Genomic DNA, 18,806 nt, shown 5'->3' on the forward strand with positions numbered 1-18,806 from the left:
TTATAATAATATCATTGCTTGTATTGTTATCATGTCGTCCATGTGTTTTGGTTGATCGAAAGATTTTTGATATTCTACAGAAATTTTAGCATTCTGACCATCAATGTACCAGTTTCCACCTAATTTTAATTCGTTTGCAGGCTTTACTAGACCTTTGAAATCTCTGTAAGAATATCCTACATACGGCTGAATTCTATTACGGAATTTTCCTTCTCCTTCTTTGATGTTTTTAGGCAATAAATACCCGACATGTCCAGAAAACTGATTTCCATCTCCTACAACATTTCCTTGTACATAATTTTCGCCCATGTCCGAATTTTGATATTTCGCATAAGCTGTTATCGAAGAAGATTTTCCGATTGGCGCATCATAAAAAGCATCAACAGCAAGATGAGTTACATTTTCTCCAACCAAATTATCATTTTCTTTTTTGACAATTGCATTACTTTGATTGAAAAATCCTGCTCCGATGTTAAATACTTTTTTAGTTCCTAAATAGGTTCCAACGCGATAAGGTAAAGCATTTGATTCTTGATCTAAAAATTGATAATCAAAATATCCTGAAACCGCATATTTTCCTTCTCCAAGTATCGCTTTTCCTAAATACTTTTCTTGTCCGTTTTCTAAAACTGTCGAAGAGTTTCCATCTAAAGTATTAGTAATAGCATCACTTAATGCTAAACGATAATTCAGTTTTCCAATTCGCCCTTTTGCAAACATTCCCAAATGATTTGAAAATTGATCAGACAAACCAAGTGTTGACCAGTCAGCTCTGTTATTATCTAAGGTCAACATATTGATAGAACCTTGACCATTTCCACGAGAAATTCCACCAAAATTGTGAACTCCAGCACCAATTGCTAAATTGTTTGTTACCTTATATTGTAAAAACATTTCATGCAAGAAAAACGATACATCTGTACTTTTTCCCATCGGAGAAAGATTATTATCATAGATTCCATTTGCACCAAAATGTGTTAAAATCATAAATCGATCATTGATTTGTGAATAAGCAAGAACGCGCGCTCGTTTGATAGAAAATCCATCATTGGCGTGTTTTCCTTCGTAATCCTGAAACCAAGTTTGTCCCCAAAGAATAAATCGGACATATTTACTTCCTTCTGGATTTAATTTAACGACCAAACCGCCGTCATATTCAGAAGCATATTGAGCCTTCAATTCCGTGGCTCCAAAAATGGATAGTAGAGCAATTGCGACAAAAATTTTTTTCATTTTTTAATAAATGGTGTTAGTTGTACATTATTTGTGATTTTGTATTGACTTAATTAATAGACTTAAGTTTATCTAAAATAATGTATTGAATAATAATAATGCTTTTTTTGATAAAGAATTTCTTTTTTATTTTATTAGTGTAAATAATACGCTAATATTTTTTTTAATTTCTTAAAAAAATGTCAAGAAAAGTTTTAAGTTGATAATCTGAGTTGGATTTATTTCAGAAAATTTATCAAAAAAAGATGCAATAATAATCTTATTATTTATTAAATCAAGAAATAATTATTGACTAATTGATAAAATATAGAAGTAATTTATTCTAAAATGTTATGATTTAGTAAAATATAATCTGAAATTATTTATTCTGATTAGAATAGTATAAGTAGAAAGCATAAAAAAGGTTTCGATTTTATTCGAAACCTTTTTTTAATTTATTGTAATTCTAAGATAATCTAATAATCCAACACAATTTTCTTTGGAAAACTGCGCGCCTTTCAATTGATTATCATTCGGATTTATCGTGAAATTATAAGCCGTTTTGAAGTTGGCTTGCTTTAAATTGGTCTGATAGAAAATGGTGTGAGCCAAATTACAATTCATAAAATAAGCTTGACTAAGATCTGCGAAAGAAAATTCTACATTTTGTAAAGAACAATTGCTAAACTTTGTCTTTTTTAGCGGTAATTCATAAAAAGATGAGTCGTTTAACGTACAATTTTCAAATGAAATGCTTAACCCAAATTTGTTCGAATTTTCGAGATTAAAACCTATCATTTTACAATTCATAAACTCAACTTGCTGAAAGCTTGTGTTTTCTAAAGTTACATTACTCAAATTACATTCGATAAATTGACATTGAATAAATTTGATATCGCTTAAATCTAATCCATTCAAATCACAATTTATAAACTCGCAATTCTCGTATTCACCAGATATATTTTGATTTTCTGAGAAATTAATTTGTTCAAATTTTTCTTCGAAATGATAATCCATAAGTTATTTTTTTACGATTAAGTTTCTTAAGGCTAACCAGAAAATCATCACAATCATGTCAATATAAATAGTAACTTTTAGTTGATCGATTTGCGAACAAAGATTTTTTCCTGTTACAGTAGAAATACAAGTGTCAACTCCGTCGGTTTCATATTTTATACTAACCATAGTGTTAATAATCATGTAAAAAACAATTGGAATAATAAGAATAATTATCGCTAAAATAATGTTGTAATATCGTTTTGAGATCATAATTAATCTTCGAATGTAACTTCTATTTCTTGTCCAAATTGTAAGATATAACCATTGTTGTCGTAGATTGCAAACTCGCGCATATCCCATTCAAAGGTCTCAATTTCATATACAACTTCGCAATCATCTTTTACTTGATTCCACAACTCGTCTACGTTGTCTACAACAAAATAAAAAGAACCTGTGAAATTAGCTCGTTCAAAATCTGCTCCTTCATTTGGATAAGCCAACATAATTTCTACATCGTCTTTTTGCAAGCAAGCCCAAATCCAATCTTCATTTTGATCAGCAATCTTAAATCCTAATTTTTTATAGAATTTTGTTGTTTTTTGTAAATCTTTCGTCCAAATAATTGGGCGCAAACTTTTAAAAGCCATGTTATATTATTTTGGATAAAATTACTTCAATTTTTCTTAACTCTCAATTCCATTTTTAATGATAATTATGCTATTTATTAACCCGTAGTGTATTTTGATAATTTTATTAAGAAAACCGTCAATTCGAGTGAAATTCATTTAGAATTTTGTATCGAGAATAAGGTTTTAGTAGATAAAATTCATCTTAATTCTCGATACAATTTTTAGAAATAATTTTCTAAAAATCACTCGAACTGACGAATTTTAATTCAAAGTACACAAGAGGTTATATTGTTAATATTATTTTACCGAAAGTTTATTCCATAAAAAAACTCCTAACAAGTAGGAGTTTCATTCAATAAATCAAAACTGATTTAGGGATTATATTTTTTGTTCAACGCTTTCAAGATTGCCCAAGTTTCAGCATCTACAACTCCATCGTATTTTTCTGGACGGAAATGCATCTGAAATGCTACAATCGCATTCTTAGTTTGCGCGTCTATCATTCCATTTGTAGGAACGTTGTACCCATATTTCTTAAGATCAGTTTGCACTTGTGTGATAAAAACGGAACTTGTTGTATCCCAAGGATATTGTTGCATAAATACATACTTGTCTGTATCATCGTACCAAGCACCAACACCGTAATCTGTATATAATTTTTTCCAAGGGAAAAGTGGACCCGGATCTGGTTTTCTTCCTGGCGCAACATCAGAATGCCCAATTACATTAAAAGGAGAAATATTATAACGTTTTACAATATCTTGTGTCAATTCACCTACTTTTTTGATTTGATAATCTGGATAAGGCGTGTAATTTGGATAAGCATCCGTTCCTTTGTTTCCAAGATTAACGATTTCGATACCAATAGAAGAAAAGTTTATATTATCCAATCCTTTCCAACTACTAACACCTGCATGCCATGCACGTTTTGTTTCGTCAACTAAAAGATTAATTGTTTTGTCATCATAATCATTTACCAAATAATGTGCACTTACATCTTTCTGAGTCAATACTTTTAACGATAACTCTGTGTTGATTGCTGTGTAGTGTAACACTAAAAATCGTACACGTTCATCTTGCGAAATAGATGGATAATAATCTGTTGTCACCTTGTACTTGTCGAGTTTTGCAGCTCGAGTCATTTCCGGTTGATCTGTTTTTGAATTGATAATGACTGTGTCACGAATTACTTTTGTAATTGTTTTTGGTGGAACTGTTTTAGTTGCACAACTAGCCAAAATAAAAAAACAAGAAATTGCCGAAAATACTAATCCTTTAAAATTCATTCTTTTAGTTCTAAATAGTCTTTTGAATAGCCAAAATTAAGCCAAATAATTTAATTTTTTTTCTAAAAAGACTTGTTTTGCAATAAAAGTCAATATATATTTGCAACCGCTTTATGAGACTAATCAGTCTTATTTTTAAAAGTTAGGAGAGGTGCCAGAGCGGTAATGGAGCAGATTGCTAATCTGTCATCGGGAAACCGATGCCAGGGTTCGAGTCCCTGTCTCTCCGCTTTTTTAAAGCTAGAAATAAAACACCACTCGGGGTGTAGCGTAGCCCGGTCATCGCGCCTGCTTTGGGAGCAGGAGGTCGCAGGTTCGAATCCTGCCACCCCGACGAATTTTAGTAATAGAATTTTGGATTGGTCCAGTAGCTCAGCTGGATAGAGCAACTGCCTTCTAAGCAGTAGGTCTCAGGTTCGAATCCTGACTGGATCACAATCTAAAGAAAACCCATACTGATTATCAGTATGGGTTTTTTGTTTATTACTGCTTCAATACAATCAAATTTTAAGCAAAATTGTAAATCACTATTTTCAGTGAGATGCTTTCTGTAAAGTTTACTTATTTTTATTCAAATAAATTGTATGAATCAGCCAACCAAAATCAACATATCAAGAGTATTTATAGGATTGACAATATTCTTCTTTCTATGCTTTATTGTTATGTATAGTATTGATGGAACTGAAATAGCAAGAAATCAAAATTTTATGTTCGATTTTATAGCTATTACTGGATTTGGGTCTTTTATTTTATGTCCACTTTTTTCAGTAATATCCATTATTTTTAACTATAAAAATAGGATATTATATCTTGTATTACTTTTAAGTTTTATTCCTTTTTTTGGAATTTTAAAACTATTTGAAGGTGCTAATTTCGGAGGAAGTTTTTAATAAATTTTCGTCTTTTATTGATTTTTCAAAAAACGAAGATTCATAAAGATACTAAAAAGTTAGAATAATTATAAAAAAAACATTTTTTGTGTCCGTATTTGTCCTATCATTATTTATTCAATTAGTAAAAAGAAAAATTCTTTTTTATGCCTCTATTTATCATCGTTTTGAGCGATATGAATTTTTAGTTGTTTTTTAGTTTGTTCGATTGTTGTTCGACCATTCTTCGACCGTTGTTCGACGAAACGGCATTTTCGTCGAACAACGGTCGAAGAAACCTCGAAGGAAAGTAGGAGAAAAAATGTAGAATTCTATTTTTTCAACAATGGATATTGTGTTGTTATTTAATTGTGTTTTTAGAGAAAATTATTTCAGCATATTATTGTAAAAAATCTTTTCCTTTTTCACTCAATTGTTTAAAGTTAATTGCAGGAATAGTTGGATTCAATTCAGATTTGAAATTGGTAACACTTGGCGTTTCAAAAAAATCTAATTCGTATAAACCATCTTCCACAAATTGACAATCATCGGTTAAAATATAGATTTTAGGAAAACTTGGTTTTCGTTCAATTTTTACTTTTTTGATGTTATTTTGATCCGTAAAAACTTCTCCTTTCATTGTGTTTGCCATTGTTTCTTATTTAGACAACAAATTTCTTAATAAAATTGAATATTAAAAAAATCAATCCGTAATATTCAAAATATTTCTACCTTCGTTACAAATAAAACCACGTGAAATATACAATTCAAGCAATACTTTTGTTTTTCTTTTTAGGATTAATAAGTTGTTTACCAACCAAAACAGTTACCGAAACTAAAGTTGTGACTCCAGAAATTAGCGATTTGTCGGGTAAATGGAATATAAATGATGGAGGAGATTACATTATTTTTGAAGATGCAACCAAAAAGATGGTGATGAAAACGGCTTGCGGAATAATTACGGCTGATTATACCAAAATAAATCAAGCAATAATTTTTAATCATTTAAAACAAGTGAATTCTGATTGCGAAATTCCTCAAAATTTGATTCAAAATTTGCAAAAAACTGCATATTTTAAAGTAAAATCATCAAATCAAATTACTTTTTATGATGAAGCTCATCAAGAAAAGCTAACTTTGAAATTAATAAAGTAAATCGCCAAGAAAAATATATTATGCTTAGCATAATTTTTTATTAAATTTGTCTAAATTTCTAATGTTGAAGAAAATTTTAAGTTATCCGTTATCTATAATCTTTTATATTTTTTATGGATTAACGTTGTTGGTAATGCATGTTGTGCAATGGTTGTGCTACAATTTGGGAGGTTATGCTGCTCATCACAAAAGTGTAAAAGTGATGAATGGTCTTTTGGTTTTTTGGACAAGAATTTTGGGTACAACATATACCTATAAGGGACACGAAAATTTGATACAAAATGTACCATTAATTTTTGTGAGTAATCACCAAAGTATGTATGATATTTCTCCGTTGGAATATGATTTGGCTGATTATCATCCAAAGTTTATTTCGAAAATAGAATTAGGAAAAGGAATTCCGAGTGTATCGTACAATTTAACACATGGAGGTTCTGCATTAATCGATCGTAAGAACGGAAAACAAGCAATAGAAGAAATAAAAAAATTAGCGCAATACATTCAGAAAAATAATTATTCAGCCATTATTTTTCCAGAAGGTACAAGAAGCAAAAATGGAGTACCAAAGGCTTTCAAAGAAAATGGATTGAAAGTTTTGACGAAATATGCTAAAGACGCTTATGTTGTTCCAGTTACGCTAAATAATACGTGGGAAATAGAAAAGTGGGGTAAATTCCCGATGTATTTGGGCGCGAAAGTAACGATACAATACCATAAACCCTTAAAAGTGAGTGACTATAAGTTTGATGAAATATTCGAGCTTACCGAAAAAACTGTAAAAAGTAGTATAACCGCATAAAATAATTATATGTCAATAAAAAATGTTCGCCTGGAAGTAATGCAATTTCTTGAGAAAGATATTGATGCTTATATGGACAAATTCTTAGTTCCAGCCGATAAAATTTGGCAACCAACAGATTTTTTACCGAATTCTCAAACAGATTCTTTTTTTGACGAAATCAAAGAATTACAAGAGCTTTCGAAAGATTTGCCAGATGATTTCTGGATTACATTGATTGGAGATACCATTACCGAAGAAGCTTTGCCAACCTACGAATCTTGGTTGATGCAGATGGATGGAGTAGTAGATGAAGAAGGGAATTACCTAGAAAATGGTTGGGCAAAATGGATTCGCCATTGGACTGGAGAAGAAAATCGTCACGGTGATGTTTTGAATAAATTTTTGTATTTATCAGGACGTATCAATATGCGCGAGGTTGAAGTAACAACGCAGCATTTGATAAATGACGGATTTGATATTGGAACAGCACACGATCCTTATAAAAACTTTGTTTACACAAGTTTCCAAGAATTAGCAACATATGTATCGCATAATAATGTATCAGCAATTGCAAAAAAATACGGAGCGAAAAAATTATCGCGTATGTGTAAAATTATTGCAGGAGATGAAATGCGTCACCATTTAGCTTACACAGAGTTCGTTCGTCGTATTTTCGAAGCTGATCCTTCAGAAATGATGTTAGCTGTTCAACATATGTTCAAACTTAAAATTGTAATGCCAGCACATTTCTTAAGAGCTTCTGGAGAAGAAAGAGGAACTTTGTTTGATGCGTTTTCTGATGCAGCGCAACGTATTGGTGTGTACACAGCATTTGATTACATCGATATTATGCGAAAATTAATTGAAGCTTGGCAATTGGATAAAATCTCTGGGTTGAATGCCGAGGCTGAAAAAGCAAGAGATTACATTATGAAATTCCCAGATAGAATGGATAGAATTTCGCAACGTATTGTGATTCCTGAAGATGGACCACAATTCAAATGGTTATTACCAGCTACGTCTAAATAGATTATTATAATCAAAATCATATAAAAAAGAGGCAATTCAAAATAGAATTGCCTCTTTTTATTTAGTAACTTTAACCAACAAACAAATTATAAACAATTACTTATGGACGATTTTATTGCTGCCAGAAGTCAAATGGCGATGTCGCTTGCCTTTCACATTGTTTTTTCGTGTGTTGGAATGGTGATGCCTTTTATGATGGCAATTGCTCACTACAAATACCTCAAAACTAAAAACGAAATTTACAAAGGGTTAACCAAAGCTTGGAGTAAGGGAGTTGCGATTTTATTTGCTACGGGAGCAGTTTCTGGTACAATGCTTTCGTTTGAGTTAGGATTATTGTTTCCTAAATTTATGGAACACGCTGGACCAATTTTCGGAATGCCATTTTCGTTAGAAGGAACAGCTTTTTTTATTGAAGCAATTGCTTTAGGGTTTTTCCTTTATGGTTGGGACAAATTCAATAAATGGTTTCATTGGATTTGTGGTGTAATTGTAGGAATTAGCGGTTTAGCTTCAGGAATTTTGGTTGTTGCAGCAAATGCTTGGATGAATTCTCCGTCAGGTTTCGATTTTGTAAATGGCGAATATCTTAACATAGATCCTGTAAAAGCTATGTTCAACGATGCGTGGTTTTCACAAGCATTGCACATGACAATTGCAGCTTTTTGTGCGACTGGATTTGCGGTTGCGGGTTTACATGCTTATCTTATTTTGAAAGGTAAGAATGTAAATTTTCATCGCGAAGCATTCAAAATTAGTTCTGTTTTAGCAATTACAGCAGCAATGTTAGCACCTTTGAGTGGTGATATTTCAGCGAAAGATGTAGCAAAACGTCAACCGATTAAATTGGCTGCGATGGAAGCGCATTTCAAAACAGAAGAAAGTGCTTCATTTGTTTTGGGAGGAATTGTGGACGAATCAAAAGAGGAAATTAAATACGCAATAAAAGTTCCAGGTGTGTTGAGTTTCTTGGTTCATTCAGATTTCAAAACGCCTGTAAAAGGATTGGAAGAATTTCCGAAAGATGAGTGGCCGCCTGTGGCAGTTGTACACTATGCTTTTCAGATTATGATAACATTCGGAATGTTGATGATGGGAATAGCTGTGATTTATTTGATTGCGCAATTTTTTAAGAAAGATTGGCGAACAAAACGCTGGTTTTATAAATTGTTTATGATTGCGACACCTTTCGGATACATCGCTTTAGAAGCAGGTTGGACGGTAACAGAAGTCGGTCGTCAACCGTGGATTATTTACGGAATTATGCGAACGGTAGATTCCATCACGCCAATGCCAGGAATACAATATTCGTTTTACATTTTCACGTTTGTATTCATCACATTGTCCATTATTTTGGTGTTCTTAATGAATCGACAAATACAAATGGTTGCGAAGCTTTATGATCCAGAAGATCCAAATTATAAACCAGAAAAACATTAAGTATGATTTACGTAGTAATAGCATTTTTGTGGGTTGCCATCTGTTTATATTTAATTTTAGGTGGAGCAGATTTCGGTGCTGGAATTGTCGAATTATTCTCTGAAAAGAGTTACAAAAAACGTACGCAGAAGATTATGTACAATTCGATTGGACCTATTTGGGAAGCAAATCATATGTGGTTAATTATTGCCATTGTGATTTTGTTTGTCGGTTTTCCTAAGGTTTATGCAGATGTTTCTAATTATTTACATATTCCGTTGGTGATTATGTTGTTGGGAATCATAGCGCGTGGAACATCGTTTACGTTCAGAAATTATGATGCAATCAACGATAAATGGCACAATTTGTATGATGTTATTTTTACTTATTCAAGTGTTGTAACACCTTTGTTTTTGGGTATAATAGCGGGATCTATCGTTTCGGGAAGTATTGATGATAATGCACTTTCGTTTCAAGATGCGTATATATTTTCGTGGTTAAGTTGGTTTAATTTTTCGGTAGGAATTTTCACTGTTGTGATTTGTGCTTTCTTGGCTTCGGTTTATTCAATTCAAACTGTTAAAAACGAAGAAGATAAAGTGATTTTAAGAAAACGTGCGAAGATTTATACAGCTTTAATTTTTGTTGCTGGAGCATTGGTATTTGCTGTTTCACTTTGGAAAAACATTCCATTATTTAGTTGGATAACATCAGAAATTTACGGTTATATCGCAATAGCAATTGCTTCAATTTCAATTGTATTATTACTTTCAGCCTTAAATAAAGCGAAAGATTCTCTTTTGAAAGTTTACGCAGGAATAATTGTGATGATGATTTTGTTTGCAGCATCGTATTCGCACTTTCCAAATTTAGTATTATTCAAAGATGGTTCAACATTATCTTTATTGAAAGATTATGGCGCAATGAGCACAATAAATATGTTAGCTTGGGCATTATTACTCGGCTCGATATTTATTTTACCATTTCTATTTTACTTGATTTATTCATTTAATCAGAAGCAAAAAATATAAATACTCGTTCCAAATTCTATTACAAACAGACTTGTTTGTAATGTTTGTCAAGAAGATTTGATTACAAACACATTTGTTTATAATGTCTGTCAAGAGGATTTGATTACAAACACATTTGTTTTTAATGTCCGTCAAGAGGATTTGATTACAAACAGACTTGTTTTTAATGTCCGTCAAGAGGATTTGATTACAAACACACTTGTTTTTAATGTCTGTCAAGAGGATTTGATTACAAACAGACTTGTTTGTAATTAACCGAGCTTTTAGATAACGATAATGAATTTGATAAATGTAATAAATCTGTTTAAATCTTTTAGAATAAGAATGATAAGAGAAGAGCCTTATTTCAAATCGAAATAAGGCTCTTTTATTTTAATTATGTTTTGCTTGCCATTCTGCAATTTCTTGCTCATTCAGCAAACAAGAATTTAATTCTTGTGTAACTTTTTCTTTATCCAAACCTTGTCCAATAAAAACAAGTTCTATCATTCGATCTCCCCATTCTTTCGACCATTTTGCGTCAATCGTTTTTTGGTTGAATTGGTATGCTGCAAACTGAATTCTTTCCTCATACGGCATCGAGCACCACCAAGCTCCTGCAGGATCAATTCGGATACTACCACCAGCTTGACTCAAGAAAATTGCTTCATCAGGACGATTTGCTAACCAAAATAAACCTTTTGAACGGTAAATCGTTACAGGAAAATTATCATTCAAATACGTTAAAAAACGTTCTGCATGAAATGGAATTTTTTGTCTGTAAACAAAAGAAGTCATTCCATATTTTTCTTCCAAATGATCGTGATGTTCGTGCGTACAATGTTCGCCACATTCGTGATCATGGTCGTGATGATGATGGTGATGTTCCTCTTTTTCTTGCTCTTCTAATAATTTTACCCAAGCATCCATATCCTGAATTTTCTCAAAATCAAATAAATTGGTATTCAAAATTTCAGTTAATTCAACGTGAGAAAAACTTGCAGGAATTATTTTAGCAGAAGGATTTAATTTTGTCACAAACGCTTCAATATTCATCAACGTTTCTTCTTCAACCAAATCCATTTTATTTAGAATAATCACATTTGAAAATTCAATTTGATCGATTAAAAGATTCACAATCGGACGATTATCTTCTCTATTTTCTGTAAAACCACGATCAAAAACATCTTCATCAGTTCCTAAGTTTTTGAAGAAATTATAAGCGTCAACTACAGTTACCAACGTATCTAAACGCGCAACTTTTGGCAAATCAATTTTACCATCTGGCGAAACAAAATCCAATGATTGCGCAATAGGACCTGGATCAGAAATACCAGAACTTTCGATAACCAAATAATCATATTTCCCTGATCGAGCCAACTTCTCGATTTCTACAATCAAATCTTCGCGCAATTCACAACAAACGCAACCATTGCTCAATTCAACCAATTTTTCATCCGTTTGAATTAAATCATTTTCGCGAGAAACCATTTGAGCATCAATATTTACCGCGCCCATATCGTTTACGATAACTGCTACTTTTAGTCCTTTTTTGTTGTGTAATATATGATTAAGAAGTGTCGTTTTTCCGCTTCCAAGAAATCCAGAAAGTACCGTTACAGGTAGTCTATTTTTCATAATTTATGCTTAAAAATATGCTACAAAGTTACGTTTTTATCACGCAAATTTTTGTGTAGAATCATCTATAAATTTTATAATGTTCTGTTAAGAATTTGATGAAAAGTTATTTATGTGTGGAAATGTTTTATTTTTGTTAAAAATCAATCAAAACAATGTTTACCAATAGTGTTATCACGCTAATAATTATTTCAATCGTACTTGAAATTTACCTGTATTTTAACTTTAAAAAATTTATTCAAAACAAGTATATTCTTTTCGGAAATATGCTTTTGTGGTTACTTGTTTTGGGTAATTTTGGATATAATTTAATCTTTTTTGATCGTAATGTCGGTCAAACGCAAACGACAATGTGGGCAACAGGTCTGTTTATGTTGTTTGGTTTTCCGCGATTGATTATGTTTTTATTTTTTCTTGTTCAAGATATTTTTAGAGGATTTGGTTGGCTATTTAATCGTGCAACAAATCATCCAACAAAAGAAGATTCTTATTTACCTTCTCGCCGAAAATTTGTGATGATTTCTGGATTAACAGTGGCTTCAATACCTTTTTTTAGTTTGATTTATGGAATGACTTTAGGAAAATATAATTTCAAAGTAATCAAGAAAAAATTAGCGTATCAACGTTTACCAAAATCGTTTGATGGTTTCAAGATTTTACATATTACAGATATTCATTCGGGAAGTTTGGATAATCGTGAAAAGATAGAATATGCAGTCGATTTAATCAATCAACAAGAGTTTGATATATTGTTGTTTACGGGAGATATTGTGAATAATTTTCATTGGGAAATGGATAAATGGTACGATGTTTTTTCGAAAATAAAACAAGCGCCACACGGAAATTTTGCAGTGTTAGGAAATCATGATTATGGTGAATATTCGGATTGGAAAACGGAGGAAGAAAAACAAGATAATTTCGAGAAAATCAAAGCGATTTTCCCTAAGATTGGAATGAAATTATTATTGAATGAAAACCGATTTATTACAAAGAATGGTGAAAAAATTGCGTTAATTGGCGTTCAGAATTGGGGAACACGATTTAAGAAATTAGGAGATATTGATGTAGCTTCGAATTATGTAAATGCAGAAGATTTTAAGATTGTGATGTCACATGATCCTTCGCATTGGAATGAAATTTTGAAGAATCATACCAAACATTTTGACTTGACTTTGTCTGGACATACGCACGGAATGCAGTTGGGAATTGAAGTTCCGAAAATTGGTTTGCGTTGGAGTCCTGCGCAATATGTATATCCGCAATGGGCAGGATTTTATGATTTTGAAGGAAAGATCATCAATGTGAATAGAGGTTTTGGTTATCATTTTTATCCTGGAAGAGTTGGGATTTGGCCAGAAATCACGTTAATAGAATTGAAATCAGTATAAAATAGTAGGAAATAGCAATCAAAATTTTTGGTTGCTTTTTTGATGTATATCAATTCTGAAAACAGATTTTTATCGGATTATTGTTATAAAAAAAGAAATAAAATGAATGAAGAATTAATTCCTTTACAGGTTCTAAAAAATGAATCAACTTCGCGCTTTGAGTTGAATGTTGATGGATACATCGCTTTTATAGATTATAAACAAGAAGATGATATCATTAAATTGATTCATACCGAAGTTCCTGAAGAATTAGGAGGAAGAGGCGTTGCGGCTGCTTTGGTAGAAAAAACATTGTTTTATTTGGAGGTACATAAAAATCCTTTGTTTCCGTATTGTCCTTATGTGTATGCCTACATCAAAAAGCATCCGGAATGGAAACGAATTGTTCATCCTAAATTTCCGAAATATAACGAATTGTAATCGGTTAACGAATGATATTATAACAAGAAATGCGACCTTTATTAGGTCGCATTTCTTGTTATATTTTTGAAAAGCAATTTATTTAAGCTTTGTGATGATCATCATCGTGTGTATATGTTTGCTCAATTGCGAGGTGTCCTTCCCATTTATCAACTGCAACAGTCGATAAAGCATTTCCAAGAACATTCGTCATCGAACGTGCCATATCACAGAAATGGTCGATTGGTAAAATCAATGCGATTCCTTCTGGTGGAATTCCAAACATCGAACAAGTTGCAACCACTACAATTAATGAAGCTCTTGGTACACCTGCAACACCTTTTGAAGTAAGCATTAAGACTAATAACATCAAAATTTGTTTCTCGATTGGCATGTGAATTCCATAAACTTGCGCGATAAATAGCGATGCGAACGTCATGTACATCATTGATCCATCTAAATTGAAGGAGTATCCAAGCGGTAAAGTAAACGAAATAATTTTCTTTTGAGCTCCAAATTTTTCTAATTCTTCAACTAATTTTGGGAATACAGCTTCTGATGAAGTTGTAGAGAAAGCAATTAGTAAAGGTGCTTTGATGTGTCTTAATAAGTCGATTACTCGTTTTCCTAAGATGAAATATCCAACCAAAATTAAAACAGCCCAAAGAAGCAAAATACCAATTACAAATGCAATTAAATATTTAACATAAAGTAAGAATATACCGAATCCGTACGTTGCAATAGCAGCAGAAATAGTTCCTAAAACTCCTAATGGCGCAGTCCACATTATATATCCAACCATGATTAAGACGATATGCGAAATTTTGTCTAACGCTTTCGTAATCATTTCTCCTTCTTTTCCGTAAGCTGCCATCGCGACACCAAAGAAAATAGAGAAAACAACGATTTGTAAGATTTCATTTGTTGCAAATGATTCAAAAACAGATTTAGGAATCATATGTGTAATGAAATGCTCTAATGTAAGCGAAGCTTGACCTTTTAATAAATCTTGAGCAGAACTTGAATCGATCTCAATGTTCAATCCTTCTCCAGGTTTCATTACATTGATAACAATAGCACCAATCACCAAAGAAGTAAGAGAAGCTGTGATAAACCACCCCATTGCACGTCCACCAACTCGTCCAACCATTTTCATATCACCCATTTTAGCAATACCAACTACTAAAGTTGAGAAAACTAAAGGCGCAATAATCATCTGAATAAGACGAATAAAAACAGTACCAAGAAGTTTTATGTTAGTCGAAAATGTTTTAATAAATTCTGGCGAGGTATTATAATGTACATATCCTCCAAGCGCAACCCCGATAAGAAGGGCAATAATAATAGCTATAAAAAGTTTATTGTTTTTCATTATGCGATTTTAAACTTTTCCAAAACTACTATTTTTTAGCAAATTATTAAGAATATAAATTGATTTATACACCAAATTAAATATAAAACCCTTTGTATGTAGTGTTTACAAAGGGTTTTCTTTATAGTGTATTGAGTACTATTCTGGTTGTTTGAACGGAATTTCTTGATTTAAAATCTCTTCGATTAATGTTGACATCGGTGCTGTAGAATTTTCGACAATCGAATAATCGATGGTGGTGTTTTTATCAACCGAAAGTTTAATTAATTCTTTATTTGGAAATTTGATTGGATAAATACACAATTCAATGTCTTTAGTTAAGTTTTCTTTGTCTGCATAAAATAAATGTGCGTAGAAAATTAATTGTAATTGTTTCGCTTTATCTTCTTTTTGGTAAACGGTTTCTATTTCTTCGGTTTTCACCGAAATATCTTTCGCATAACCAGTTTTGTAATCAATAATTCGGATTTGATTATTGACAGAATCAATTCGGTCAATTACCCCTTTCAGTTTTACAATTTTGCCATTTGTAAGTGCAAAATCAACTTCGTGCTTGCTTTCCAAAGCTCGAATTACAAATTCATTTTCCTTTGCTGTAGTCGTATCTTTAGACAAAACGCCATCTACAATTCGTTCTGCAATTTTATAAATCAAATAATTTGGACCTTTATCCAAATGTCCATCTTTATATTCTTTGCTAAAATGTTCTTGTAAGGTTTTATCTTTTATTTTTTCGATATTTTTGAAATCATTTTCATGCAAAATATGTCCAATATAAGGCGTATACAAATCCTCCAAAGCACCATGAACAATATTTCCTAATGTTCTTGCGCTTACAATTTCTTCGGCTTCTTCGACTTCATTTACATTAAAAACACGTTGCTCATAAAAATCTAACGGATTGCGTAAATAGGTCGAAAGTGAAGAAGGTGAAATTCCATATTCAGCCCAATTTTGAAGCTTTGCCATTGTTTCATCAGTTTTTGGAACAATGATTTCTTTCAAAGGTTTTGTGACAAAACTTGGTGCAGCAAAAGTTTCTTTCACTTCGTGATTACTTTCAAATTTGATTTGAGCTAAAAAGCGAGATTTTTCTCCAGAGCCCATTCCGTCAGCTTCGGTATCATACACGAAATAAGCATTTTTCGCACGCTGAATCAAACGATAAAAGTGATAAGCATAAATAGAATCATTTTCTGTAAAAGTATTCAATTTCATTTGTTTACGAATATCGTACGGAATAAATGTATTGTTTTGTCGTCCCAAAGGTAAAATTTCATCATTCACAGAAGTCATGATAATATTATCGAAATTCAATAAACGAGTTTCCAATAATCCCATCAATTGTAAACCTTTCAAAGGTTCTCCAATAAAGGAAATTGTCTCAGAAGAAACGATTTTATTGTATAATAAAAACAAGGTTCTATAATCTTTGATATCATCAACACTCAACAAATTTTCATGCAATTGATTGAAAACTTTTTTGAAAAAGAATAAATATTCTTTCATCAACAAATCGTTCATCGAAGGATGATGCAATAAATCGTCTGTCCAATTTTTTAGATGATGAATAAATTCAGTGATACTTTTCGGAATATGAAAAATAGATTTAAAGATTGATTCTCCTAACGAATTCTGAATCGAATTTTGAGAATTAAATATTCTATTTTGTAATCGAATATCTCCAATTAATTTTCGACTTTCTTCTGTGCTAAAAAGAGATAATGTTTTATTTTCAAGAATTTGTAAGACATTTTTGAAATAAAACATGGTCCCTTTTCCTAACTTCTCCCGATTCATTTGCAACTCAAAAATTGATTTGAAAAACTGCGCTAATGGAACCGAACGCAAGGGAATTCCCATCGAAATATTAAGGTGCGTGATATTTTCGGGCAATGAATTAAGAATTGAAGGTAAAATAGATTCATCAGCCAAAATCAAAGCCGTATTTTTTATTTCATCTTCGTTGAGATTTCTAATTAAATCTGCAATATATTTTGCTTGTCCAACTTGCTTTGCAACACCAATTGTTTGCAAATTTTTTGGCTTCGAAAATTCATCAACCACCCAATTTATCGGTTTTATTTTCTCTTTATATTTTCGAAGAAAAGAACCCGCTTCTTGATTAGGATTTTCGTAATAATATTTATCCGCATCAAAATATAAAGTGGCTAGATTCTCTTTTTCTAAACGAAAAATAAGCGCTTGTTCTGCTTTTGTTAAGGCATTAAATCCAGCAAAAACATAATGTGAAGTTCTATTTTCAACAATTTCTTCAACTTTTTCGCTCGCAATTCTGAAAACCATTCCAGCATAACCTTCTTTTGAATCCAACAGATCTTGTTGCAATTGAAAATATAATTTTGAAACAATTCCCCAAAAAGTTAAGTGATTTTGAATGATTTCATTTTTTCCAATCTCAATTTTTCCATCTCCCCATTGACTAATTCGTTCCACTGAAACCAAATAGTCTAAAACTTTATGCGCAGGTTGCAAAGAAGCATCGATATCATCGAAATCTTTCAAAACAGTTGGTCCCCATTTGATAAAATCTTCGAAAGAATCAGGTTTGTCAACGATTTTTTTATAAGCTTGATACGCTTTGAACCATAGATTAATTCCAGAAATAATTTCTAAACCAGAAAGTTCGCTCATCAATTCTTCAATACTTTTCATTTGTGGAAGAATGATATTTTGCGCTTGACGCTGAAATTCTTGTTTGAAGAATAACATGGGACGTTTTCCTGGTAAAACTAAAGTGGTGTTGATAAAGTTTTTTTGATTTTGGACTAAATCTTTTACAACATTTTCTATGAATTGAGCCATTTTGAAATTTTCTTTCGTTGAGTTGTTGTAAAAGTAAGGATTTTGAGAGACAATTTGTGGCGTTTAAAAATTTATATACTTTGAAGAATTTGATTACTTTTATACTAACCAATCTAGAAAATAATGCTAATTGAAGAATCAATTTGGATCGGAGAAAAAATAAATAATTTATCATCAAATTCATATCCAATTTTAAATGTAGGTAGTTCTACAAAAGAATACAGAACGAACCGACAAAGTCATATTCAGAAAAATATATTCAGTTTAGTTCCAAATGAAGCTGAAAATGTAATTCATCTAGATATGAAATCTGCTGATGGAGTAGATTTGGTAGGAGATTTATATGATTTAGCTTTTTTAGAGGAAGTTAAAAAATATAAAGTGAAATGTATTTTGTTCAATAATGTGTTGATGTATATCGATCAAGAACAACGAAAAAAGCTTTGTAAAATATTGTATGAAATTTTGGAGAAAGATGGTTATTTAATTGTAACTAATTCTTTTATTTTTCCGCCAGCTCCAGATCCGGTAGAGAGTTACTATAGACCAAATCCATCTAAATTATATCAAGATTTATTTCAAAATTTTGAATTGGAAGATGCTAGAGAAATTACAACAGGATATAGTTTTTATCAACAATTGAAGGATAAACCAAGGTTAATTCCGATTAAATTAATACGAATTTTTCTTCCTTTTTATAAATTCCAAGATTGGAGATTTATGATGAAGTATTATTTGAAATATTTTAAGCGAAATTATTCTGCTTCTTGTTTACTGTTACAAAAGAAATAAAA

General features: G+C 31.6%; 18 protein-coding genes and 3 tRNA genes. 12 read left to right on the forward strand and 9 right to left on the reverse strand.

The genetic code is table 11. The features are described from left to right. From B4H69_RS05640 to B4H69_RS05660, 5 genes are all read right to left on the reverse strand, one after another. Positions 1 to 1,233, reverse strand: coding sequence for a hypothetical protein (locus tag B4H69_RS05640; protein WP_180906342.1), 1,233 nt, complete (start codon positions 1,231 to 1,233; stop codon positions 1 to 3). A 429-nt stretch (positions 1,234 to 1,662) separates the two neighbouring features. Further along, the gene (locus tag B4H69_RS05645) at positions 1,663 to 2,229 is read right to left on the reverse strand and encodes a pentapeptide repeat-containing protein (protein WP_180906343.1); all 567 of its coding nucleotides are present in this window, start codon (positions 2,227 to 2,229) and stop codon (positions 1,663 to 1,665) included. A gap of 3 nt (positions 2,230 to 2,232) precedes the next feature. After that, positions 2,233 to 2,481 carry a hypothetical protein gene (locus B4H69_RS05650; protein ID WP_180906344.1) on the reverse strand — a complete coding sequence of 83 codons (249 nt, stop codon included), beginning with the start codon at positions 2,479 to 2,481 and terminating at the stop codon, positions 2,233 to 2,235. A 2-nt stretch (positions 2,482 to 2,483) separates the two neighbouring features. Next, positions 2,484 to 2,858, reverse strand: a complete 375-nt coding sequence (locus B4H69_RS05655; RefSeq protein WP_038333665.1) for a VOC family protein — start codon at positions 2,856 to 2,858, stop codon at positions 2,484 to 2,486. A 353-nt stretch (positions 2,859 to 3,211) separates the two neighbouring features. Then, on the reverse strand, positions 3,212 to 4,126 hold the full coding sequence (locus B4H69_RS05660) for an N-acetylmuramoyl-L-alanine amidase (RefSeq protein WP_114999956.1): 915 nt from the start codon (positions 4,124 to 4,126) through the stop codon (positions 3,212 to 3,214). Between the two features lie 145 nt (positions 4,127 to 4,271). On the opposite strand from B4H69_RS05660, the gene B4H69_RS05665 reads away from it, so the two are divergent. From B4H69_RS05665 to B4H69_RS05680, 4 genes are all read left to right on the forward strand, one after another. Then, positions 4,272 to 4,355 (forward strand) — tRNA-Ser (locus tag B4H69_RS05665). A gap of 30 nt (positions 4,356 to 4,385) precedes the next feature. Beyond that, a tRNA-Pro gene (locus tag B4H69_RS05670) sits at positions 4,386 to 4,460 on the forward strand. A gap of 27 nt (positions 4,461 to 4,487) precedes the next feature. Further along, positions 4,488 to 4,561 (forward strand) — tRNA-Arg (locus B4H69_RS05675). Positions 4,562 to 4,710: 149 nt separating this feature from the next. Continuing rightward, positions 4,711 to 5,016, forward strand: coding sequence for a hypothetical protein (locus tag B4H69_RS05680; RefSeq protein ID WP_180906354.1), 306 nt, complete (start codon positions 4,711 to 4,713; stop codon positions 5,014 to 5,016). Between the two features lie 379 nt (positions 5,017 to 5,395). Here B4H69_RS05680 and B4H69_RS05685 read toward each other — a convergent pair whose 3' ends face one another. Then, entirely contained in the window at positions 5,396 to 5,647 is a 252-nt protein-coding gene (locus tag B4H69_RS05685) for a hypothetical protein (protein ID WP_180906355.1), read from the reverse strand. A 101-nt stretch (positions 5,648 to 5,748) separates the two neighbouring features. Here B4H69_RS05685 and B4H69_RS05690 point away from each other — a divergent pair, with 101 nt between their 5' ends. The 5 genes from B4H69_RS05690 (at position 5,749) to B4H69_RS05710 (ending at position 10,410) form a co-directional block, all read left to right on the forward strand. Then, positions 5,749 to 6,150 (forward strand): hypothetical protein, encoded by a 402-nt coding sequence (locus B4H69_RS05690; protein WP_180906356.1) that lies wholly within the window; start codon positions 5,749 to 5,751, stop codon positions 6,148 to 6,150. Between the two features lie 64 nt (positions 6,151 to 6,214). Then, positions 6,215 to 6,949, forward strand: coding sequence for a lysophospholipid acyltransferase family protein (locus B4H69_RS05695; protein ID WP_180906357.1), 735 nt, complete (start codon positions 6,215 to 6,217; stop codon positions 6,947 to 6,949). A 9-nt stretch (positions 6,950 to 6,958) separates the two neighbouring features. Further along, on the forward strand, positions 6,959 to 7,960 hold the full coding sequence (locus B4H69_RS05700; protein ID WP_038333672.1) for an acyl-ACP desaturase: 1,002 nt from the start codon (positions 6,959 to 6,961) through the stop codon (positions 7,958 to 7,960). A gap of 102 nt (positions 7,961 to 8,062) precedes the next feature. Continuing rightward, positions 8,063 to 9,400, forward strand: coding sequence for a cytochrome ubiquinol oxidase subunit I (locus B4H69_RS05705; RefSeq protein WP_180906358.1), 1,338 nt, complete (start codon positions 8,063 to 8,065; stop codon positions 9,398 to 9,400). 2 nt (positions 9,401 to 9,402) lie between these two features. Then, on the forward strand, positions 9,403 to 10,410 hold the full coding sequence (locus tag B4H69_RS05710) for a cytochrome d ubiquinol oxidase subunit II (RefSeq protein WP_038333674.1): 1,008 nt from the start codon (positions 9,403 to 9,405) through the stop codon (positions 10,408 to 10,410). Positions 10,411 to 10,782: 372 nt separating this feature from the next. On the opposite strand, the gene B4H69_RS05715 is transcribed toward B4H69_RS05710, so the two are convergent. Next, positions 10,783 to 12,027, reverse strand: a complete 1,245-nt coding sequence (locus B4H69_RS05715; protein WP_291093097.1) for a GTP-binding protein — start codon at positions 12,025 to 12,027, stop codon at positions 10,783 to 10,785. A gap of 266 nt (positions 12,028 to 12,293) precedes the next feature. Between B4H69_RS05715 and B4H69_RS05720 the strand changes: the two genes are divergently transcribed. Further along, positions 12,294 to 13,415 carry a metallophosphoesterase gene (locus B4H69_RS05720; protein WP_349679656.1) on the forward strand — a complete coding sequence of 374 codons (1,122 nt, stop codon included), beginning with the start codon at positions 12,294 to 12,296 and terminating at the stop codon, positions 13,413 to 13,415. 102 nt (positions 13,416 to 13,517) lie between these two features. Then, on the forward strand, positions 13,518 to 13,835 hold the full coding sequence (locus tag B4H69_RS05725; protein ID WP_180906361.1) for a GNAT family N-acetyltransferase: 318 nt from the start codon (positions 13,518 to 13,520) through the stop codon (positions 13,833 to 13,835). Positions 13,836 to 13,917: 82 nt separating this feature from the next. Here B4H69_RS05725 and B4H69_RS05730 read toward each other — a convergent pair whose 3' ends face one another. Then, complete coding sequence (locus tag B4H69_RS05730) at positions 13,918 to 15,186, reverse strand: dicarboxylate/amino acid:cation symporter (RefSeq protein ID WP_180906362.1); 1,269 nt, start codon at positions 15,184 to 15,186, stop codon at positions 13,918 to 13,920. Positions 15,187 to 15,324: 138 nt separating this feature from the next. Next, on the reverse strand, positions 15,325 to 18,012 hold the full coding sequence (locus B4H69_RS05735; RefSeq protein ID WP_180906363.1) for a PD-(D/E)XK nuclease family protein: 2,688 nt from the start codon (positions 18,010 to 18,012) through the stop codon (positions 15,325 to 15,327). 123 nt (positions 18,013 to 18,135) lie between these two features. Here B4H69_RS05735 and B4H69_RS05740 point away from each other — a divergent pair, with 123 nt between their 5' ends. Continuing rightward, a complete protein-coding gene (locus tag B4H69_RS05740; protein WP_180906364.1) occupies positions 18,136 to 18,804 on the forward strand; it encodes a CheR family methyltransferase in 669 nt (222 codons plus the stop codon). Positions 18,805 to 18,806 lie beyond the last annotated feature (2 nt).

This window comes from Empedobacter sp. UBA6745 (assembly GCF_002453775.1).
Taxonomy (GTDB): Bacteria; Bacteroidota; Bacteroidia; order Flavobacteriales; family Weeksellaceae; genus Empedobacter; species Empedobacter falsenii_C.

Bases quoted from the DNA above. Each gene is read 5' to 3' on its own strand.
- B4H69_RS05680 (WP_180906354.1), top strand. From the start codon at position 4,711: ATGAATCAGCCAACCAAAATCAACATATCAAGAGTATTTATAGGATTG.
- B4H69_RS05710 (WP_038333674.1), top strand. From the start codon at position 9,403: ATGATTTACGTAGTAATAGCATTTTTGTGGGTTGCCATCTGTTTATAT.
- B4H69_RS05650 (WP_180906344.1), bottom strand. From the start codon at position 2,481: ATGATCTCAAAACGATATTACAACATTATTTTAGCGATAATTATTCTT.
- B4H69_RS05740 (WP_180906364.1), top strand. From the start codon at position 18,136: ATGCTAATTGAAGAATCAATTTGGATCGGAGAAAAAATAAATAATTTA.
- B4H69_RS05705 (WP_180906358.1), top strand. From the start codon at position 8,063: ATGGACGATTTTATTGCTGCCAGAAGTCAAATGGCGATGTCGCTTGCC.
- B4H69_RS05735 (WP_180906363.1), bottom strand. From the start codon at position 18,012: ATGGCTCAATTCATAGAAAATGTTGTAAAAGATTTAGTCCAAAATCAA.
- B4H69_RS05640 (WP_180906342.1), bottom strand. From the start codon at position 1,233: ATGAAAAAAATTTTTGTCGCAATTGCTCTACTATCCATTTTTGGAGCC.
- B4H69_RS05685 (WP_180906355.1), bottom strand. From the start codon at position 5,647: ATGGCAAACACAATGAAAGGAGAAGTTTTTACGGATCAAAATAACATC.
- B4H69_RS05660 (WP_114999956.1), bottom strand. From the start codon at position 4,126: ATGAATTTTAAAGGATTAGTATTTTCGGCAATTTCTTGTTTTTTTATT.
- B4H69_RS05725 (WP_180906361.1), top strand. From the start codon at position 13,518: ATGAATGAAGAATTAATTCCTTTACAGGTTCTAAAAAATGAATCAACT.
- B4H69_RS05715 (WP_291093097.1), bottom strand. From the start codon at position 12,027: ATGAAAAATAGACTACCTGTAACGGTACTTTCTGGATTTCTTGGAAGC.
- B4H69_RS05655 (WP_038333665.1), bottom strand. From the start codon at position 2,858: ATGGCTTTTAAAAGTTTGCGCCCAATTATTTGGACGAAAGATTTACAA.
- B4H69_RS05720 (WP_349679656.1), top strand. From the start codon at position 12,294: ATGCTTTTGTGGTTACTTGTTTTGGGTAATTTTGGATATAATTTAATC.
- B4H69_RS05645 (WP_180906343.1), bottom strand. From the start codon at position 2,229: ATGGATTATCATTTCGAAGAAAAATTTGAACAAATTAATTTCTCAGAA.
- B4H69_RS05700 (WP_038333672.1), top strand. From the start codon at position 6,959: ATGTCAATAAAAAATGTTCGCCTGGAAGTAATGCAATTTCTTGAGAAA.
- B4H69_RS05730 (WP_180906362.1), bottom strand. From the start codon at position 15,186: ATGAAAAACAATAAACTTTTTATAGCTATTATTATTGCCCTTCTTATC.